This is a genomic window from Rhodococcus sp. 5A-K4, from assembly GCF_046097995.1.
Lineage (GTDB): Bacteria > Actinomycetota > Actinomycetes > Mycobacteriales > Mycobacteriaceae > Rhodococcus_F > Rhodococcus_F erythropolis.
In genome coordinates, this window is sequence record NZ_JBJURM010000035.1 from 1 (window position 1) to 18314 (window position 18314).

The window sequence follows — 18314 nt, forward strand, 5'->3', positions numbered from 1 at the left end:
AAGCGAAACGGAGGTCGCCTGAAACACCCTCATCCACAGGTCTTGACAATATCTCCGCGCAGTGTGGACGGAACTCATGAATAGAAGTCTAGGCGCGTTCGGACATTGGTGGTGGGGGATGATGTCGCTGTCGCCAGCGCGTCGATGCTGCCAGCGATGCGACCAGTGGCGTTATCGGCGGGCGAACGAACCAGGCGCAGCGGTGAGCCGAACACCTACGAAGAACTCATCTGTTCTTTCGGTAGGTTTCCCGAGCGGCGTGCAGCGAACGCAGAGCATGCAACTCGGCACAACTGCCGGCGTGTGGCGTCAGAAAAGCTCTCCATTGCAGAGGTCGGCTACGCACACCCCTCGTCTGCGTAGCTCGACCTACATCTGGCTGGTTTTCACGTCGCGAATATTTCGGCGTTCGATCAGACTCGCGCACCCATGGTAAGTCAACGGAATCCACGCGGGTGCCAACATTAACAGTAGGAGCGGTGTCAATGTGAAGAATACAAAATCCAGCACGATACCTCGATTTCCACTGCATTCATGGAGGCCTGAAGAAGCCGTCGTCGTGGTGTCGATCGTACTGGATCGGCACCGTTCTGTGATATGTCCAAGTTGGCCAAAGTCGCAAGGAGTCCTTGTTCTTTATGCACAACTCATCCTTCCCTCTTTGACACATGAGGAATGGCTATCGTACAACTAGGTCGTATCGAGTTCGCTCCCGTATTTAAAGGAATCAACCTTGAATCGAGCATTGGACCGTCTCGCAGTTCGTGGTCGGGTGCTGGTCACACCCTGCCAGGGGGAGCCCGAACTGTGGGACTACGAATCCGATCCACCCTACGAGACGGTTGCTCAGCGAGCTGCGCGTCATAAAACTGCAGCGGACTCTTGCATGAAATGTCATATACTGACCGACTGCGAGCAGTATCTTGCTACTGATCCTTCGCCAGCCGGAGTGTGGGCCGGTCGAATCTTGGAGACGTCCGAAGGATCTGTCGAATCAAATGCGGCGAACATTGCGACAAGTGAAGGAATCGAGGGCAAAGAAATGGATATCAATGACCGAATCAAGTCGCTTTCACCGAATGCGGCATTCGATATTCTGATAGCAACAATCGTGAATCAGCATGGCAATGGAGTCTGACGAACGTGGCGCTGGAAACCTGGAAGGTTTGAGCCGGGTCGCAGCCACCCTGCTCAAACCGTCAACCGTGCGTCTACTGAGCCGAGCGGTATGGGTAATTTGAGTACTGTGCTGGGTGTCCACCACGCGGCATCCAGCGCAATCCTGAGGTTCATGAGGATGCCGGCATCGTCCAGCTTGCAACCGCACTCTTTCGCTGCTTGTCGGATGCGGTATTTGACCGTGTTGCGATGGATCGTCATGTCGTGAGCGGTCGCGGTAACGCTACAGTTGTTTGCCAGGTAGACTCGCAAGGTCTCGCGGAGCCAGCGGTTCCGCGCACTGTCCAGAAGCAAGCCTCCGAGTGAGTCTTCCGCTAGAGCCCTTAGGCTTTCCGGATCTTCGAGCAGAAGAGTGATGGCTGCAACTTCCTCGAAAGTTACCACCGGACTGATATCGACCTTGCCGTCCGAAACCACGCGGGCCGCGCGCTCTGCCTGCCTGGCTGTCTTCCGAAAACCATTTTCACCACTCTGCACGGTTCCAATTGCTGCTCGAATTCGGCCGTACTTCTGAAGAACGTCTGTAACGCTTTCAAGGCAAATCCTTCCGGCGTGAATTATCGGAAACCAAACCAGGGATCGGGCATCGCCTTTACTGTTGACTTGCGGTCGACCGATCGTACCGAGTCTGACGTTAACGGTATCTACGAGCTGGTGCCAGGACTTGCTCGGGAATGGTTCCCGGTCATTCGTCCAAAACTCAATGGCAATAGGGTTTCCTGTGAGATTGTAATATGAATCGATTTTGTATGCGTCCAAAGGATCTGTGCATGATGGCGACATTGCGCGTTCGAGTTCCGTGTTTACAGAACTATTTTCTTCACGTATCTTCGATTTCTCCGCTTCGTATTCTGAACATGCGTCCTGACACACGCGGTCTATGAAGACGGCAGACCTGCTGACCAGATGCGCAAGTTGATTCGCGGCCAACGTGTGCGTAGCTCGCGAGAGCGAGAACAGGACATGCTCAAGAAATCTCGATTGGCCCAGGTGATAAGCGCGGGCGAGCGCCGTCAGCGGGACATGCGTGTGTGCGAGAACGCGAGCATGGCACAGGGCGGCATGCGGAGCTCGCAAGTTGTCGTGCTCAGTCCTGTCGGCCAGGAAGTCGATAGCCGCATTGATGTTGGCTTTCACACTGGTGTGTAGAAGTCCGGTTGCGTCTGCATTGCCGTTCATTTCATGGATTGATGCACTTATGAATGAAGAGATATTCTCGGTCAACTCTGCCTTCCTGTCCTCCATCTCGTCCACAAGTGTTTCCATCAAATGAGTCGATATCATTTTAGTGTCATACCTACCCTGGTAGTTCAATTCTGGAGCGGCACGCCATTTCGGTGACGATCGCTGCGGATCTAGCTTGTCGATCTCGGGGCTTGCCCCGCCGCCTGTGCACCTCGGCTTCTCGTCAGAGCCCTCCTTGCTGGCTTCTGACGCACCGGCTCCTTTCGGTTCGGCTCGCCGGTGACGGAAGCGTCAGCGGCTTGTGGTTGATGAGCTGCATCACTAGTATCTGTACACGCAGGCTGCATCTGTCAATTAATTGGACAAAAAGTCATCGTCTGTATAGTAGTGTGCCCGGGTAGGCAGGCGGTCGGCTTTGGTCTCACCGTCGAGGGGGCGCACTCTTGCGCTGGGGTCCAGGCCCCTGGGGCGAGGAGCAGTTATCCGGTTTGAAGAACCAGAAGGAGACGCCATGGCGACGCCACCGAGCAGTTCAATCGATTACGACGTTCTGATCGTCGGTTCGGGCTTCGGCGGAAGTGTCACCGCGCTGAGGCTGGTGGAGAAGGGGTACCGCGTCGGGATCCTGGAAGCCGGGCAACGCTTCGAGGACAAGGACTTCGCGAAGAACAGTTGGGATCTCAAGCGTTTCCTGTGGGCACCGAAACTCGGTCTGTACGGCATCCAGCGCGTACACCTGCTGCGCGATTGCCTCATCCTCGCCGGTGCCGGAGTGGGCGGTGGATCGCTGAACTACGCGAACACCCTCTACAAGCCGCAGACACCGTTCTTCGAGGACAAGCAGTGGGCGCACATCACCGACTGGAGCAGTGAGCTCTCGCCGTTCTACGACCAGGCCACCCGCATGCTGGGCGTGGTGCGCAATCCGCACATGACCCCTGCCGACGAGGTGATGAAGTCGGTCGCCGAGGACATGGGCGTCGCCGACACTTTCATTCAGACACCGGTGGGCGTGTTTTTCGGTGACGAGCCCGGCAAGACCGTCCCGGACCCGTACTTCGGCGGCGCAGGCCCCGAGCGCACCGGTTGCATCGAATGTGGTGAGTGCATGACCGGTTGCCGCCACGGAGCCAAGAACACCCTGCTCAAGAACTACCTCGGTCTCGCCGAGCGCGCAGGAGCCGAGATCGTGCCGATGACGACGGTGTCCGGCCTGCGCCCCCGATCCGACGGCACCTGGGATGTCGACACCGAGCGCACCGGCGCTCGGCTCCGCAAGGGCAAGAAGACCTACAGCGCGGCCAATGTCGTTCTGGCAGCCGGTACCTGGGGCACTCAGAACCTGCTGCACAAGATGAAAGACACCGGCGCGCTGCCCAAGCTGTCGGACACACTCGGCGAACTGACGCGTACCAACTCCGAGTCGATCGTCGGAGCGGCCAAATACGAGGTGGACCCGTCGATGAATCTCACGCGTGGCGTTGCCATCACGTCCTCGTTCCACCCCAGCCCCAACACGCACATCGAGCCGTGCCGCTACGGCAAGGGTTCGAACGCGATGGGCATGCTGCAGACCCTGATGACCGACGGCGGAGGAAAGATTCCGCGTTGGCTCAAATTCGTGTTCGCGATGATCGCGCATCCGATTCAGTTCGTCCGCGTCGTCAACGTCCGGCACTGGAGCGAGCGCACCATCATCGCGCTGGTGATGCAGAACCTGGACAACTCGATCACCACGTTCACCAAGCGTGGGCCGTTCGGCCGCACGATCTCCAGCAGGCAGGGCCACGGGGAGCCGAATCCGACGTGGATCCCCGAAGGCAACGACGCCACCCGGCGGATCGCCAAGAAGATCGGCGGCCTCGCGGCCGGTACCTGGGGAGAGCTGTTCAACATTCCGCTCACCGCCCACTTCCTCGGCGGCTGCGCCATCGCCTCGGATTCGGCGCACGGCGTCATCGATCCGTACCACCGCGTCCACGGCTACCCGACGCTGAGCGTGGTGGACGGGGCGGCCGTGTCGGCAAACCTCGGGGTCAATCCGTCGCTGACCATCAGTGCGCAGGCCGAGCGGTCCGCCGCACTGTGGCCGAACAAGGGCGAGCTGGATCTTCGTCCGGCACAGGGGCTTCCGTATCAGCGGCTCGATCCCATCGCCCCCAACTCGCCCGTTGTTCCGGTGGACGCTCCGGGTGGACTGAGATTGCCTATCGTCGAGATCCGAAATGGCCATCTGGTCGCCGGTGAGACGGCTTCGCGGTGAAAGAAGTACTTGGTGAGCGCGCATTTCGAAACAGGAGCCCAGTCGCTCGATGCCTTCGTGCGGAGCGCAGAGTTGTCGCACTCCACATCTGGAGTGGACTCAGGTCGGATCTCTGGGGCGAACCGTCTGACCCGAATTCACAAGTTTTTGACTCTACGTAACATGGCCGCCATTCACGTTTGCGGCGACACTGTTATCAATCGCGGAAGAAAATTGAGGAGTTGACATGGCAGTTGTAACTTTCGTCGCCCACGATGGTGAGAAGCACGAGGCGGGCTTGGTCGAAGGTCGATCGTTGATGCAGATTGCAACCGACAATGCTGTGCCGGGGATCGATGGAGACTGTGGGGGCGAAACGGCCTGTGGCACCTGCCATGTGATCGTCGACCCGCAGTGGTCAGGAGAGGTGGGTCTGTCCGGTGCCAACGAGGAGGAGATGCTGGCGATGAACCCCGAGCGTGAACCCACGTCTCGGTTGTCGTGCCAGATGGTGGCCTCGGAAGCGTGGGATGGCCTGATCGTTCGAACACCTGAATTCCAATTGTGATGTGTGAAAGGCAGGCACGACAGCATGAAAGTTTCTGAGTCGATCACCGACAAGGTCCAGTCGACCATCCCTATAGGGCTGCAGATCCAGGGCGCTCATCTGTACGACAAGACCCGACGGTGGGTGACTGGCACGAATGGCAAGAAGATTTTCGTCGAAAGTCCCATTCCACCGGTCGAGGATGTCGAGCTCGCCGACATCGACCTCAGTAACCCCTTTCTTTACAGACAAGGGCGGTGGCAGTCGTACTTCGAGCGCGTGCGGAACGAGGCACCGGTTCATTACCAACCCAACAGTCCGTTCGGCCCGTTCTGGTCGGTCACGAGCCATGCCGATATCGTGGCCGTCGACAAGAATCACGCTGTGTTCTCGGCCGAACCGTTCATCGTCATCGGCGTCCCGCCCCGGTTTCTCGATATCGAGATGTTCATCGCGATGGACCCGCCACGCCACGACAAGCAGCGCGCTGCCGTCCAGGGGGTTGTCGCACCGAAAAACCTCCGGGAGATGGAGGGACTGATCCGATCGCGGGTACGGGAGGTGCTGGACGACCTCCCCTTGAACGAGCCGTTCGACTGGGTGCAGAATGTCTCGATCGAGTTGACAGCTCGGATGCTCGCAACTCTTCTGGATTTCCCTTACGAACAACGCCGCACACTCGTCTACTGGTCCGATTTGGCAACCTCGATGGAGCAAGCCAACGGTGGGCCCTCGGACAACGACGAGGTGTTCGAGGGCATGCGTGACATGGCCCGTGGCCTCAGCGCTCTCTGGCATGACAAAGCAGCCAGGAGGTCTGCAGGGGAAGAGTCCGGTTTCGATCTGATCACCATGTTGCAGAGCAACGAGGACACCAAGGATCTGATCGATCGTCCGATGGAATTTCTGGGCAACCTCGTCCTGCTGATCGTCGGTGGGAACGACACGACGCGAAACTCGATGAGCGGTGGCGTTCTTGCGTTGAACCAATTCCCCGACCAGTTCGAGAAATTGAAGGCCAATCCCGATTTGATCCCCAACATGAACTCGGAAATCATCCGATGGCAAACACCCTTGGCGTACATGCGCCGAATCGCCAAAGCCGACACCGTTCTGAACGGACAATTCATCCGCAAGGGTGACAAATTGGTGATGTGGTACGCCTCGGGTAACCGCGACGAACGCGTTTTCGAGAATCCTGATGATTTCATCATCGATCGTGCCAATGCGCGCAATCACATCGCGTTCGGATTCGGTGTACACCGGTGTATGGGCAATCGGCTGGCCGAAATGCAGCTGCGGATTCTGTGGGAGGAGTTGCTTCCCCGCTTCGAGAACATCGAGGTCGTCGGCGACCCCGAGTACGTTCAGTCGAATTTCGTGCGGGGCATCAGCAAGATGATGGTGCGCCTGACGCCTACTTCCAGCGCATGACATCGCAACGGGCGATCATCGTCGGCGCAAGCCATGCTGGGGCACAACTGGCAGCTAGTTTGCGCCAAGAAGGTTGGACAGGCGAGATCGTCCTCATCGGTAACGAGTCTGCCACTCCCTATCAACGCCCCCCGCTGTCGAAGGCATACCTGGCGGGCAAATGCGTACTCGACGATATCGCCATTCGCAGCACGGACTTCTACTCCAAGCAAGGTATTCAGCTCCTGAACGCGCAGGTGGAGGCCATCGTTCGGTCGGAAGGCAACGTCGTTCTCGACACCGGGGAGAAGCTGGCCTACGACAAGCTCGCGCTGTGCACGGGAGCCCGCCCTCGTCGGCTCACCGTTCCCGGGGCCGATCTCCACGGGGTCTACTACCTACGTACCGCAGCGGACGTCGAGAGGATCCGTATGGCCACCGGCCCTGGCCGGCGGGTGGTGATCGTCGGAGGCGGCTACATCGGACTCGAGACAGCGGCATCGCTGCGCGCACTGGGCGTGCAGGTCACAGTTCTCGAGGCAACTGGGCGTGTGCTCGAGCGGGTCACTGCTCCCGAGGTATCGACGTTCTTCGAGCGGATACATCGCGAGCAGGGAGTCGACATCAGAACGAACGCGATGGTCGAAGGCCTGTCCGGTGACCGTGAGGTTCGCGAAGTCAGTTTGGCCAGCGGGGAATCGATCCCCGCAGATCTGGTCATCGTCGGTGTCGGCGTCGAGCCGAACACCGACCTCGCCGCCGATGCGGGTCTTGTCATCGACAACGGCATCGTGATCGACGATCACACTCGGACCAACGACCCCGACATCATGGCGGCGGGGGACTGCGCGAGCCACGACATGGCCCGTTACGGCCGTCGACTACGGTTGGAGTCCGTCTCGAGCGCAGGAGAGCAGGCCAAAGTCGCTGCCTCGACCGCCTGCGGGAAGTCCAGAAAAATCGAAGCGTTGCCGTGGTTCTGGTCAGATCAGTATCACTTCAAGCTGCAGATCGCCGGCCTCAACACCGGATACGACGAAGTGGTTCTCAGCGGTGACCCCACCCGTGACAGTGATTTCAGTTGCTTCTATCTCCAGGCCGGTGAGCTCATTGCCGCCGACTGCATAGGTCGCCCGCGCGAGTTCATGTACAGCAAACGGGTGATCGCCCAGCGACTCTCCGTCCAACGCGAAGACCTGATGCTCGGCGGACTCGCGCGCAACTGACCGATCCTTCGGTCGTTGTGCACACAACAGCAACCGGTTTGCTCAGAAAAGGGAACATCAGCGATGACCATGACAGACCGCCCGCCCGGGGCACATACGACGCAGCCACCACACGCGTATCTGGGAGCAACGGACTTCCTCGACATCGAGCACGAATCCGTGCGGGCGTTCACCGCCGCGGCAATCGGGGATGCGAGCAGCGACCGTGACAAGGCCAGACGCCTCTTCGCCGCCGTCCGCGACCGGATCTGGTACGACCCGTACACCGTGTCGGACGATCCTGCCCACTATCGAGCGAGCTTCGTCCTCGAGACCGGGCGCGCTTATTGCGTCCCGAAGGCGGTGCTGTTGACCGCAGTGTGCCGGGCGGCGGGTATCCCGGCACTGCTCGGTTTCGCCGACGTCCGAAATCACCTGCAGACCGAGACGTTGCGCGCGCTGATGGGCGGCACCGACCTGTTCGTCTACCACGGCTACAGTCGCCTCTACATCGAGGGCCGGTGGTTGAAGGCCACGCCGGCATTCAATGTCGAGTTGTGCGCTCGTTTCGGCGTGCCGCCAGTGGAATTCGACGGCGATCGCGATGCTCTCATGCATGCCTTCACCGCAGACGGAGCTCAGCACATGGAGTATGTCCGCGAGCGAGGAGTCTTCGATGACCTACCCTTGAACGCGATCTTGACGGTGCTTCGGCACGCCTACGGCCCCACGATCTTCACGGGCGCTCACCCACTCGATGATGTTTTCACCGGCCGCACCCGGCCGGGCGAAACTCCCGGGGATCGAAACTCGCCGCGGGAGTCTCGATGAACACAAGCGGTGAGAACATACGCGCCGAACCCCGTATCGCGGCCGACTGCCGATCGGTCGGAGTTCTCTCCGCGAACAATCGCGATCGTGAACACTCGGACCGCCTCGGACACCTTCGAATCGGGTGAGCCGACACCTGCTGGCAGAGCTGTGCCACATGACTGTCTCGTCGCCGCGGCCGTGTTGAGGCCGGGCACCGGAAGTTGCACCGAACAGACGAGACCCGTTCTGCCGCTGGGGTTGCGGCTGCGGGCGATGAACGACCGATCCGAACGCCTCCCCGGGCACGAGACGACGCGCGATACCCATATCCCTCTCCTGTGTGCGCAACCGCTACCGCGAGAGCGGCCCGAACGGCGTCTACCGATGTCTCTTATCTATGCAAGGAGCGCAGCATGATGAACAACGCACCTCACACCCCCGCCAGGACCGTGGCGATCACAGGTGGAGCTCGCGGCATCGGCTATCAGACAGCGAAGGAGTTGATTCGACGAGGCCACCGGGTCGCCATCGGCGACATCGACGAGGCACGTGCGAAGGAGGCCGCCGCCGAACTCGGGGTGAAGGTCGTCACCCGACTCGACGTCACCGAACCTGACTCGTTCACAACGTTTCTGGACCTGGTCGAACGTGAACTCGGACCCCTCGACATCCTGATCAACAACGCGGGCATCATGCCTACCGGCCACGCCCACGAAGAGGACGATGCAGTAACCCGGCGTCAAGTCGAGATCAATGTCCTGGGGGTCATCTTCGGGACCAAACTGGCTCTTCAGCGCATGCTGCCGCGCCGCACCGGACACATCATCAACACTGCGTCATTGGCCGGCGAGCTCGCGGTACCTGGTTTGGCGACCTACTGCGCTACCAAGTTCGCAGTCATCGGATTCACAGAGGCCGCACGACTGGAGTATCGCAAGTCAGGGGTTCGACTGTCCACAGTCCGCCCGACGTTCACCAACACCGAACTCGTCGCCGGAACCGCCGGCGCAAAGGGATTACGCAACGCCGAGCCGGAGGAGATCGCCCGCGCGACAGCAGATCTGATCGAGAATCCACGCCCCTTCGTCCGCGTCACCCGTCTCGCAGGCGCAATGGTCGCGGCGGTGAAATTCGTCCCCCGGCGTCTGGTGACCGGACTGGGTGCGGCCCTGAACACAGATTCGGTGTTCCTCGCGGACGTCGACATGGCTGCTCGCCGAACGTATCTCGACAGAATCCGGAACAGCTGAGGATGCCGACATGCGCGCTCGACCATCCACCCGAAAGGCAGCCACAGTGACCCGCACGACTCTGATCGAGAACTATCCCCACCGGATGGGAGGGCACTGCGGGTCAGGTGCAATGCGAGACCTTCTCCAGTGGCACGGTCTGGGATGGGACGGACCACCCGACGAGGGGTTGGTGTTCGCACTGGGTGGTGATCTCGGTTTGTCCTACCTGCGATCGGACGACCTGGTCCCACCGATGTACCTGGTCGGCCGCGGTGCCGACTTCGAGATCGTCTTGCCGCGCAGGCTCGGCGGACAAGTCGAGGTTCTCACGACCGACGATCCCGCTGAGGGATGGTCATGGGTTCGCGACGACATCGATGCGGGACGACCCAGTCTGGTCTGGGCCGATATCGCTGAACTGCCCTACTTACGGGTGAAACTGCAGATGAGTCGCCACGACATCGTGGTGATCGGCTACGACGAGATCGGGGGGACTGCCTCGGTCGTCGACAACGATCGGGCCGATGTGCAGGAGATCCCGCTCGACGCGCTCGCTCGGGCGCGATCTTCCACCTCGTTCCCGCAACCGACACGTCACTGCACGTACCGAATCACATGGCCGCAGACACTGCCGCCCGTGTCGACTGCCGCGGCCGCGGCCTTTGCCCGATCCGCCGCCAGCATGCGCGCCCCATCGACACCGGGAATAGCCGACCACGTACCAGCGGCCGGTGCCGAAGGATTGGCCGCGGTCGACCAGCTGGCAACCGACGTGAAGAGCTGGGTCGACCTTCCGCCCGATGACCTCGAGACGCTGCTGTTCAGTCTCGGTATCTTCATCGAAAAGGCCGGAACCGGAGGCGGGCTCTTTCGTCGGCTTCTCGCCGACGGCTGTACCGAGATTGCACGTCTGACCGGTGATCCCGCTACCGCAGACCTCGCGGCGGCCGCCGATCACTGCGCCCAGGCCTGGACCGAAACTGCCCGCGCCGGAACACAACGCGGTCTCGATGTGCGAACACGCGCAGCTGCGGTGGCCGTGTCGGCTGCCAAACTGCCTGCACTCGAGCTGATCCTGGTGGAGTCCCTGGAGTCTGCTTCACGCTCGCTGGCCGCCACCACGACATGATGCCCATCGGCGTTCGACGGCGCGCGGTGCACGGCGCATCGCACTGTGCTGCAGCCGCTCGTGCCGGATCGCCCCAGGCGTGCGGAAACACCGAACGACCGAGGAGTTGCCGGACGGAACAGTCGGACGCCTCTCGGTGGACGCTGCATCGATGCCGTGTCGTTGCTCGGCAACAGACCCTGATCCCTGCCCCACGCCGACAACAATTCAGCCCGCCGACGGAAGCCCTCGATGTTTCGCGGTCACCATTTTCGGCTCGACGGCCGCGTCGTGTGCGCTATCGGGCCGGGCGGTGCGTTGAGTGAGAAGACTCCCGCTCGTGGTAATCATGGCGGGGGCGAGTGCGCCGACCGGTCGGACGAACGCCCGACCGGATGCTGCGGTGCAGGCCGAGCGCGCGAAGACGCGACAGACTCGGCACGGTTTCACGACAGAGAGGTCCGACCATGAAAAGAATTCCAGACGAGGTCAGCGGGTCGGCCGGCCCCGCTGTCGAGAACTGGGCGCGCTCGTTCTGGAGCACGACTTCCGAGTCGCCTGATCTACCGCCCCACCACCCCGACTGTCTTGGTTGTGGGCCGCAGAACCCGCACGGCCACGCCCTGTCGGTCCAGCGTGACGAGAACGGCGTGGTGGCTCACCATGTGTTCGATCAACGTCATGTCGGGGCACCCGGGATAGCACACGGAGGCGCGGTGGCGACCGTTCTCGACGATCTGTTCGGCTTCCTGCTCTACACAGTGGGTGAGCTCGCCGTGACGCGGCGTCTCGAGCTCGACTACCTGGCGCCGGTTCTGCTCGGCACTCCATACGTATTGCGTGCTGCCGTTCGGTCTCGTGATGGGCGCAAACTGGATCTCACGGCCACGATGGACGATGCGCAGGGCCGCTCGGTAGCCACCGCTACTGCCCTGTTCGTGGTGGTCGAGGTCGAACACTTCATGCAGTCCCAAGCCCGAGCCCAACTCCGGGCCACGGACACGAATCACACCGAAGAATAGACACCCTGGCCGACCTTCACCGACGTCCATCACCCGCGGTGGCTGTCGTACGGCTGCGTCTACCTGGCGCAAAGACGGCGAGGACGAGTGCCCCAGCGGCGGTCAGCGCCGCCAACGCCAGTGTCGCCTGACCACTTCCGTGTACGAATGCGGCTCTGGCGAACTCGGCCAGCGGCTGACCAGCTGGTCCTGCGCGGTCGGCGACCTGTAACGCGGCGGCCAGAGAATCGGCCACCGGACCACGGGCAGGCTCGGGTAGCTGGGGCAGAGCCGGCTGAATGTGCTGAACGTAACCGGCCGCGAGCACGCTACCGGCTACCGCAATCCCAATCGCGGCACCGATTTCGCGAGCTGCGTCGTTGACCGCGGCAGCCACCCCGTGCTTGGCCTCAGGAGTGTCCGAGACGATGGCGAAAGTCGCAGGGGCGGTACACAACCCCAAACCCGCACTCATGATGAGCAAGGGCCACAGCAGGTCAGGGTAAGTCGCCGCGACGGTCAGTCTGCTCACCATCACCAGTCCCGCCGCGATGGTGAGCAGACCTACAGTGGTCATCACCCGCAGGCCAACAATGTTCGACAGCCAGGGTGCAATCACCGAGATCACGATGAGCGGCACGACCATAGGGGTCAACGCCAACGCGGCGGTGAGCGGTCCATAACCGAGAATCAACTGCAGATACTGCACCAACAGCAAGAACACCCCGAAGGTCACCAGAAATTGGATACAGACCGACAGTGCGCCGGCACCGAAGCCACGGCGGGCGAACAACCGGACATCGAGTAGGGGTGCCGAGGAACGTAGTTCTACGACGACGAACACCACAACTGCGAACAAGCCCACCGCAGTGCTGATGGCGACGAGCGAATCCGACCAGCCACGGGCCGGAACCTCGATCACAGCGAAGACGATCGCCCCGACCGCGACAACTACGGTCACCGCGCCCACCCAATCGACCGGTGGATGCTCCTGCTGGCGGGACTCCGCGATACTGCATGCCAACCCGGCCAGAACCGCTCCGGCGACGGTCAACCCGACGAACACCGAGGTCCACGACCACTGTTCGAGCAGCACACCAGCCCCGAGGATGCCCAGGACCGCCCCGGATCCAGCAACCCCGGCCCACACACCTACAGCGCGACCGCGATGCGCCGGTGGAAATCCCGCGGTCAGTATCGACAGCGTCGAGGGCATGACCAGCGCCGCACCCGCCCCAGCCAACGCGCGAGCAGCGATCAGCCACGCCGGGTCGGCGAGAAACAAGGGCAAGGCCGACGCGAAAGCGAACAACGCCAACCCCGCCACGAGCACCCCGCGGCGACCGTACCGGTCACCGATCGCACCGGCAGGCAGAACGAAGCACGCCAAAACCAGCGTATAACCGTCGACTATCCAGGTCAGTTGAGCTTGCGTCGCCCCTGTCGCGACCGCGATCTGTGGCAACGCTGAATACAATGCCGCCATTGCGGCCACCACTAACGCGACTGCCATGCACGACACAATCAACATCCACCACTGGGCACCGCTCCATCGAGCGACGCTGGCAGAGTCGGATCTACGTTCGTTCAACGGCCAGCCTCCCAGTTCGAGACTGATCGTCTCGGTACGAGACTATTAGTATCATAACTTTGCGGGTGTGACAGAATGGTCATGCGAGGACATGTCTTGTCAGTCAAATGGAGCGGAGCCCGTTCATGGTCGACCCTCTCGTTGCGGCCGAGGGCCCGGCCGACCCCCGGCTGGCGCGCTCACGTAACCGGTTACTCGAAGCGGCGGGCCAGCTGCTGGCCACCGGCGGTGTCGAGGCGGTCACCGTGGAGGCGGTCACCCGCATGTCGAAGGTTGCGCGTGCCACGCTGTACCGCCACTTCGGAAGTACCACTGACCTGCTTGCTGCAACCTTCGAGCGACTACTACCCCCAGTCGACACCGATATCGATACCGGTCCGCTACGCGAACGTCTGATTTCGTTGCTCACCACCCAAGCCGACCTCATCGAACAAGCTCCGGTGCAGATGACCACGCTGGCCTGGCTGGCAATGGGACCCGTCAACAGCGGCGACGCCAGCCGGCGCGATCTCGATCCTGGCGCGGTGGTCTCGCTTCGGGCCCGTGTCATAGAGCAATACCGCAGGTCCCTGGATCAGATCCTGACGGCCCCTGACGCCCGCGCTGTGCTCGGCGAGATCGACACCACCTTCGCCCTCATTCAGCTCCTCGGACCGATAGTGTTCGCTCGCCTCACAGGACTGCGCCACATCCACGCCGACGACTGCATCCAAATCGTCGACAACTTTCTCGCCGCCCATGCCGCAAGTGTCCGATCGAGCACTTCGCGCGACAACAGCCGTCCATGGCCGGCCGCGACGCTAGACCCGCAGCTCACCGACGGCCAATAAAACTTGATGCGAAATTTCACCATCAATGCGCTATCCAGTCAGGGATCGCAGCGCTCACTGGATACGGCCGGACGTGTGCTCGAGAACTCGGAGTTGCACTGCAGTGCACTTCTGACATCGTGCAGCCGTCTTCTGAAACTGACAGTCGTTCCAGTGTCTCGGCGTCGTCGCGAAGTACCGGTGTGCTGATCTCGTTGGCCCTACTTCCTGGGTCGCTCGCCGTGGGCGCGCGACAAGCGTGGGTGGACTGTAAAAAACGACTTCTCGAGTTCGTCGAGACCGATGTACCGGGGCGTGGCCGGCAATTCGTGCCGCGGCCATCGTAATTGCCCGTTCAGGACACCTTTCGGGCGTGAAGACGCTCGACGAGACCGAGAGTGAACCGGTCGATGTCCTCGATGGAGAAGCTCTCGTCACCGGCGATCGCGAGCGAGGGCCGGCGCAGAAAGTGCTCGCCACCGACCGGGACGCTCACCAGTTCCAGAAGGCGTTGGATCCATCGAACCGGCCGGATCGACGAGGCGACGTGATCGGCGAGGAGCAACGTTCCACCTGGACGCAGCACTCGCGACATTTCCGCGAGCGCGATGTCCGTGGCGGGGATGGCGCAGAGCGAGAACGTGCACACCACGGTGTCGAAAGATGCATCGGGAAAATCCAGAGCGTGAGCGTCCCCGAGAGCTAGGCGAGCGTCGGGTCTGACGCCGGCGGCCCGAGTATGCGCCTGCGCGAGCATGTCCGGGCTCAACTCGATTCCGGTCAACGACGTCCCTGCCGGGTAGTGCTCGAGATTGAGTCCAGTTCCCACTGCGACCTCGAGAACCTGGCCTCGGGCGCGACTGCAGATCCAGGACCTGGTGTCGCGGAAGAGGACTCGGTCGAGAAAGGTCATGTGCTTGTCGTAACCGGCCGCTTGCTTGTCCCAGAATCGCTGCCACCGGGCGAGACGGTGCGTTGGATCGACGACCATCGCTCAGTGCTCCCGGCCGGGAGCGATGGGTGCCGCGGCGGTGCGTGAGGCCCCGGACTCGGGGTGCGCCGCGAGATAACGCTTCTTGACCAGTTCCGATTCCTGCGCTTTGCGGGGGTTCGTCAGATCGTGCGGCAGCATGTGCCGCACGAGGCGGCGTTGCCGATTCTCTTCCATGTACGAGGCGGTGAAGAACACCGAGAGCAGGACCGCGAGAAGCACCATGGCACCACGCAACCACAGCTCACCCGGAAAGAACATGAACACGGCGTAGATGGGAAGAAACGGAACCTGGCCGCGAATGAGGTGCCGAACGACGGCGTGATCACCCGTCAGATCGTGGGCCACCCAGTCCGTCATGGTCGAGGGAAGAGGACGACCGAAGGCGTAGCCGACCCACTGCCACGGCGTAGGGCGGGTCCTGTAGCGGTTCACCGGGCCGGGGTCATTGTGCTCTGGCGCATCCCCAGTCGCCGCATTGCCAAGCTGGCCGGGCACCATCCGACTGCAGAATACAGCAGCAGATTGCCACCGACGAATGCTGTCAGGGCATGCCAGCGGCGGTTGTGAAGGGAACCGGCGGCGAGGCTGGCGAGGATCATGGTGCCCGCCAGTGCGGGGACTGCGCGTTCGATACTCGGTCCGCCGGGGCCGGTGAGGGTGTCGGTGCATGACATGAGTTCGGTCCTCGATTCTGTGAGTGTGGTGCGGCACCACATGTATACCCCAGGGGGTAGGTGTCAACATTCAGCATACCCCCTGGGGTACCATGCTAGGGTTCCTCCATCTTCCCGACCAGTAAGGACATGATGTGAGTTCTACGGACGTTCGAACCGACGAGAGTTCTGCAGACAGCTCGCCGCCAGGGATCACCGGCGGGCCGTTGGCGCGCTTCGGTGCGCGCATGGCCGGCAATTTCAAGTGGGTGGTGACGGCGTGGCTCGTGGTCATCATCGGATTGGGAGCATTTGCCCCGTCGGTGTTCGGCTCTCTCGCCGGTGCCGGCTGGCAATCCAACGGATCGGAGTCGGTCCAGGTTCGGGAACTTGCCCAGGAGCATTTCGGTGGGAACTCCTCGGCCGCGATACAGGTGGTCGTGCACTCGGACACCGAGCAGGTGACCGATCCTGCTGTGGCAGCTGTCATTTCCGAGGTCACCGACATTCTGGCCGCCGACTCGCGAATTTCCGAGGTCATCGCCCCGCAACCGGGGATGTCGATCAGCCCGGACGGGCACACCGGAATCCTCATCGGTGGAGCGAACGGGACGACCGACGAGATGGTGAAGGCGGTCGACGATCTCAAAGGCGAGTTGACCGCGGCCTCCACGGATTCGATAGAGGTCTACCCGACGGGAGCCTCCGCGCTGTGGAGTGACTTCAACAAGGCCAACCACGACGCGATGATCAAGGCCGAAATCATCTCCTGGCCGGTCACGTTGGCGATTATGGTGCTCGCATTCGGTTCGCTCGTCGCTGCGGGCCTGCCTCTGCTGTTGACGCTGGCCGGTCTGGTTGCATCCGCGGGTGGTCTGGTTCTGCTGAACGAGATCACGCCGATCTCGGTGTGGGCCATGAACTTTGCGATGATGTTCGCGCTGGCGCTCGGTATCGACTACGCGCTGTTCCTCGTCGTGCGATTCCGGGATGCCCTGCGGAAGACGATCGACGCCGGACGAATCGACTCACGACGCGCGGTGGCCGAAACCATGGATACGGCAGGCAAAGCCGTCCTGCTGTCGGGACTGACAGTGTTGATCAGTTTGTCGGCCGTACTCCTGGTACCTGCACCTGCTGTGCGCACGATGGCGGTGGGCATCATGCTCGCGGTGGTGTTCGTGCTCGCTGCCACACTCACCCTGCTTCCCGCAGTTCTGGGCAAGCTCGGACCGAAGGTCAATGCCGGGTCCCTCCCGTACGCGAAGCGACAGGTGCATCGCTCGCCGAAGTTCGCGTCCTGGGGTCAGTTGTTGCACAAGCATCCGTGGCCGTTCGCCATCGGTTCGCTGTTGATTCTGGTGGCGCTGTCGATTCCGGCGCTGGGTCTGAAGGTCGCCATGCCGTCCATTTCGGTTGTGCCCGAGGATGCTCCGGTCCGGCAGGGCTACGAATTGGTGCAGGCGCAGATGGGTGAGGGTGCACCAGGCATGCTGCAGATCATCGCCCCCACGGCGGAGGCGGAGCAGACCGCGCAGATCGCAGCGAGCGTGGCCGGCGTATCGATGGTGACGCCGCCGATGCCCGCCATGGACGGATCCGACTTCGTCATGCTGCAGGCGATCCCGAACGTGGACCCGTCGGACCCCGCACTCGAGACCACGCTCGACGCCTTGCGCGCCGAGCTGCCCGAGGGTGCGATCGTCGGCGGTGCACCGGCGGAGAACCTGGATCTGCAGTCTGCGTTGAACGAGTATCTGCCGATCGTGGTGTCGGTGATCCTCGTGCTCGGATTCCTGTTGCTGCTGATTGCGCTGCAGGCACCGCTGATCGCCCTGCTCGGCACGGTGGTCAGCCTGCTGTCCACCGGAGCGGCCTTCGGTGTGGCCAAGCTGATCTTCCAAGACGGTCACGGCTCGTCGCTGCTCGGATTCACCCCGCAGGGCTTCCTGAACGGCTGGGGACCGGTGTTCTTCTTCGCGATGATCTTCGCAATTGCGATGGACTACACGGTGTTTCTGCTGTCGAGCGTCAAGGAACACTACGAGAACACCGGTGATCCACACGGTTCTCAGGTCGACGGAATGGCGCACTCGGGACGGGTTATCTTCGCGGCGGCCGCGGTGATGATCGCGGTGTTCTTCTCGTTCGCGCTCGCCGAACCACTGCCACCCAAGGAGATGGGCATCATTCTGGGTGTCGCCGTACTGTTGGACGCCATTCTCATCCGCTTGGTTCTGCTGCCGGTTCTCCTGCGCCTGACCGGCCACGCCGCATGGTGGTCACCCACGTGGCTACGAGCAGTACTGCCCAAGATCGGCTTCTCGCACAGCTGAGTGTCA

General features: G+C 61.8%; 16 protein-coding genes. 11 read left to right on the forward strand and 5 right to left on the reverse strand.

Annotated elements, in window-relative coordinates; all coding sequences use genetic code 11:
- The first annotated feature begins 733 nt into the window (after positions 1-733).
- Positions 734-1138, forward strand: a complete 405-nt coding sequence (locus ACKAMS_RS29615; RefSeq protein ID WP_128638070.1) for a hypothetical protein — start codon at positions 734-736, stop codon at positions 1136-1138.
- 53 nt (positions 1139-1191) lie between these two features.
- On the opposite strand, the gene ACKAMS_RS29620 is transcribed toward ACKAMS_RS29615, so the two are convergent.
- Positions 1192-2445 carry a CdaR family transcriptional regulator gene (locus ACKAMS_RS29620; protein ID WP_042926010.1) on the reverse strand — a complete coding sequence of 418 codons (1254 nt, stop codon included), beginning with the start codon at positions 2443-2445 and terminating at the stop codon, positions 1192-1194.
- 430 nt (positions 2446-2875) lie between these two features.
- Here ACKAMS_RS29620 and ACKAMS_RS29625 point away from each other — a divergent pair, with 430 nt between their 5' ends.
- The 8 genes from ACKAMS_RS29625 to ACKAMS_RS29660 all read left to right on the forward strand — a co-directional run bounded on the left by ACKAMS_RS29625 (position 2876) and on the right by ACKAMS_RS29660 (position 11946).
- A complete protein-coding gene (locus ACKAMS_RS29625; RefSeq protein WP_042926008.1) occupies positions 2876-4627 on the forward strand; it encodes an FAD-dependent oxidoreductase in 1752 nt (583 codons plus the stop codon).
- 226 nt (positions 4628-4853) lie between these two features.
- Positions 4854-5174: a 2Fe-2S iron-sulfur cluster-binding protein gene (locus ACKAMS_RS29630; RefSeq protein WP_042926005.1), complete on the forward strand. Its 321-nt coding sequence runs from the start codon at positions 4854-4856 to the stop codon at positions 5172-5174.
- Positions 5175-5198: 24 nt separating this feature from the next.
- Positions 5199-6587, forward strand: a complete 1389-nt coding sequence (locus ACKAMS_RS29635) for a cytochrome P450 (RefSeq protein ID WP_408989960.1) — start codon at positions 5199-5201, stop codon at positions 6585-6587.
- Positions 6584-7792 carry an NAD(P)/FAD-dependent oxidoreductase gene (locus ACKAMS_RS29640; protein WP_042926002.1) on the forward strand — a complete coding sequence of 403 codons (1209 nt, stop codon included), beginning with the start codon at positions 6584-6586 and terminating at the stop codon, positions 7790-7792. The genes ACKAMS_RS29635 and ACKAMS_RS29640 overlap by 4 nt, the downstream gene beginning before the upstream one ends.
- Before the next feature lie 69 nt (positions 7793-7861).
- Positions 7862-8602, forward strand: a complete 741-nt coding sequence (locus ACKAMS_RS29645) for a transglutaminase family protein (protein WP_054186661.1) — start codon at positions 7862-7864, stop codon at positions 8600-8602.
- A gap of 395 nt (positions 8603-8997) precedes the next feature.
- Positions 8998-9834, forward strand: a complete 837-nt coding sequence (locus ACKAMS_RS29650) for an SDR family oxidoreductase (protein WP_054186658.1) — start codon at positions 8998-9000, stop codon at positions 9832-9834.
- 46 nt (positions 9835-9880) lie between these two features.
- Positions 9881-10945 (forward strand): BtrH N-terminal domain-containing protein, encoded by a 1065-nt coding sequence (locus ACKAMS_RS29655; protein WP_042926000.1) that lies wholly within the window; start codon positions 9881-9883, stop codon positions 10943-10945.
- Between the two features lie 446 nt (positions 10946-11391).
- Complete coding sequence (locus ACKAMS_RS29660; protein WP_042925998.1) at positions 11392-11946, forward strand: PaaI family thioesterase; 555 nt, start codon at positions 11392-11394, stop codon at positions 11944-11946.
- Between the two features lie 16 nt (positions 11947-11962).
- Here ACKAMS_RS29660 and ACKAMS_RS29665 read toward each other — a convergent pair whose 3' ends face one another.
- Positions 11963-13438 (reverse strand): MFS transporter, encoded by a 1476-nt coding sequence (locus ACKAMS_RS29665; protein ID WP_372510032.1) that lies wholly within the window; start codon positions 13436-13438, stop codon positions 11963-11965.
- A gap of 203 nt (positions 13439-13641) precedes the next feature.
- On the opposite strand from ACKAMS_RS29665, the gene ACKAMS_RS29670 reads away from it, so the two are divergent.
- A complete protein-coding gene (locus tag ACKAMS_RS29670) occupies positions 13642-14346 on the forward strand; it encodes a TetR/AcrR family transcriptional regulator (protein ID WP_042925992.1) in 705 nt (234 codons plus the stop codon).
- Positions 14347-14680: 334 nt separating this feature from the next.
- On the opposite strand, the gene ACKAMS_RS29675 is transcribed toward ACKAMS_RS29670, so the two are convergent.
- From ACKAMS_RS29675 to ACKAMS_RS29685, 3 genes are read right to left on the reverse strand one after another with little or no spacing between them, the layout of a single operon-like run.
- The gene (locus ACKAMS_RS29675) at positions 14681-15316 is read right to left on the reverse strand and encodes a class I SAM-dependent methyltransferase (RefSeq protein ID WP_042925990.1); all 636 of its coding nucleotides are present in this window, start codon (positions 15314-15316) and stop codon (positions 14681-14683) included.
- Positions 15317-15319: 3 nt separating this feature from the next.
- Positions 15320-15751 carry a DUF5313 family protein gene (locus ACKAMS_RS29680; RefSeq protein WP_042925988.1) on the reverse strand — a complete coding sequence of 144 codons (432 nt, stop codon included), beginning with the start codon at positions 15749-15751 and terminating at the stop codon, positions 15320-15322.
- Positions 15748-15993 (reverse strand): DUF2892 domain-containing protein, encoded by a 246-nt coding sequence (locus tag ACKAMS_RS29685; RefSeq protein WP_042926020.1) that lies wholly within the window; start codon positions 15991-15993, stop codon positions 15748-15750. The genes ACKAMS_RS29680 and ACKAMS_RS29685 overlap by 4 nt, the downstream gene beginning before the upstream one ends.
- 134 nt (positions 15994-16127) lie before the next feature.
- Here ACKAMS_RS29685 and ACKAMS_RS29690 point away from each other — a divergent pair, with 134 nt between their 5' ends.
- Positions 16128-18308, forward strand: coding sequence for an MMPL family transporter (locus ACKAMS_RS29690; protein WP_054186659.1), 2181 nt, complete (start codon positions 16128-16130; stop codon positions 18306-18308).
- Positions 18309-18314: the final 6 nt, after the last annotated feature.

What these genes read in the sequence shown, in the direction of transcription:
- ACKAMS_RS29620 (WP_042926010.1), bottom strand. Translation starts at nt 2,445, where the DNA reads ATGGAAACACTTGTGGACGAGATGGAGGACAGGAAGGCAGAGTTGACC.
- ACKAMS_RS29685 (WP_042926020.1), bottom strand. Translation starts at nt 15,993, where the DNA reads ATGTCATGCACCGACACCCTCACCGGCCCCGGCGGACCGAGTATCGAA.
- ACKAMS_RS29640 (WP_042926002.1), top strand. Translation starts at nt 6,584, where the DNA reads ATGACATCGCAACGGGCGATCATCGTCGGCGCAAGCCATGCTGGGGCA.
- ACKAMS_RS29665 (WP_372510032.1), bottom strand. Translation starts at nt 13,438, where the DNA reads ATGGCAGTCGCGTTAGTGGTGGCCGCAATGGCGGCATTGTATTCAGCG.
- ACKAMS_RS29670 (WP_042925992.1), top strand. Translation starts at nt 13,642, where the DNA reads ATGGTCGACCCTCTCGTTGCGGCCGAGGGCCCGGCCGACCCCCGGCTG.
- ACKAMS_RS29650 (WP_054186658.1), top strand. Translation starts at nt 8,998, where the DNA reads ATGATGAACAACGCACCTCACACCCCCGCCAGGACCGTGGCGATCACA.
- ACKAMS_RS29645 (WP_054186661.1), top strand. Translation starts at nt 7,862, where the DNA reads ATGACAGACCGCCCGCCCGGGGCACATACGACGCAGCCACCACACGCG.
- ACKAMS_RS29675 (WP_042925990.1), bottom strand. Translation starts at nt 15,316, where the DNA reads ATGGTCGTCGATCCAACGCACCGTCTCGCCCGGTGGCAGCGATTCTGG.
- ACKAMS_RS29635 (WP_408989960.1), top strand. Translation starts at nt 5,199, where the DNA reads ATGAAAGTTTCTGAGTCGATCACCGACAAGGTCCAGTCGACCATCCCT.
- ACKAMS_RS29630 (WP_042926005.1), top strand. Translation starts at nt 4,854, where the DNA reads ATGGCAGTTGTAACTTTCGTCGCCCACGATGGTGAGAAGCACGAGGCG.
- ACKAMS_RS29660 (WP_042925998.1), top strand. Translation starts at nt 11,392, where the DNA reads ATGAAAAGAATTCCAGACGAGGTCAGCGGGTCGGCCGGCCCCGCTGTC.
- ACKAMS_RS29625 (WP_042926008.1), top strand. Translation starts at nt 2,876, where the DNA reads ATGGCGACGCCACCGAGCAGTTCAATCGATTACGACGTTCTGATCGTC.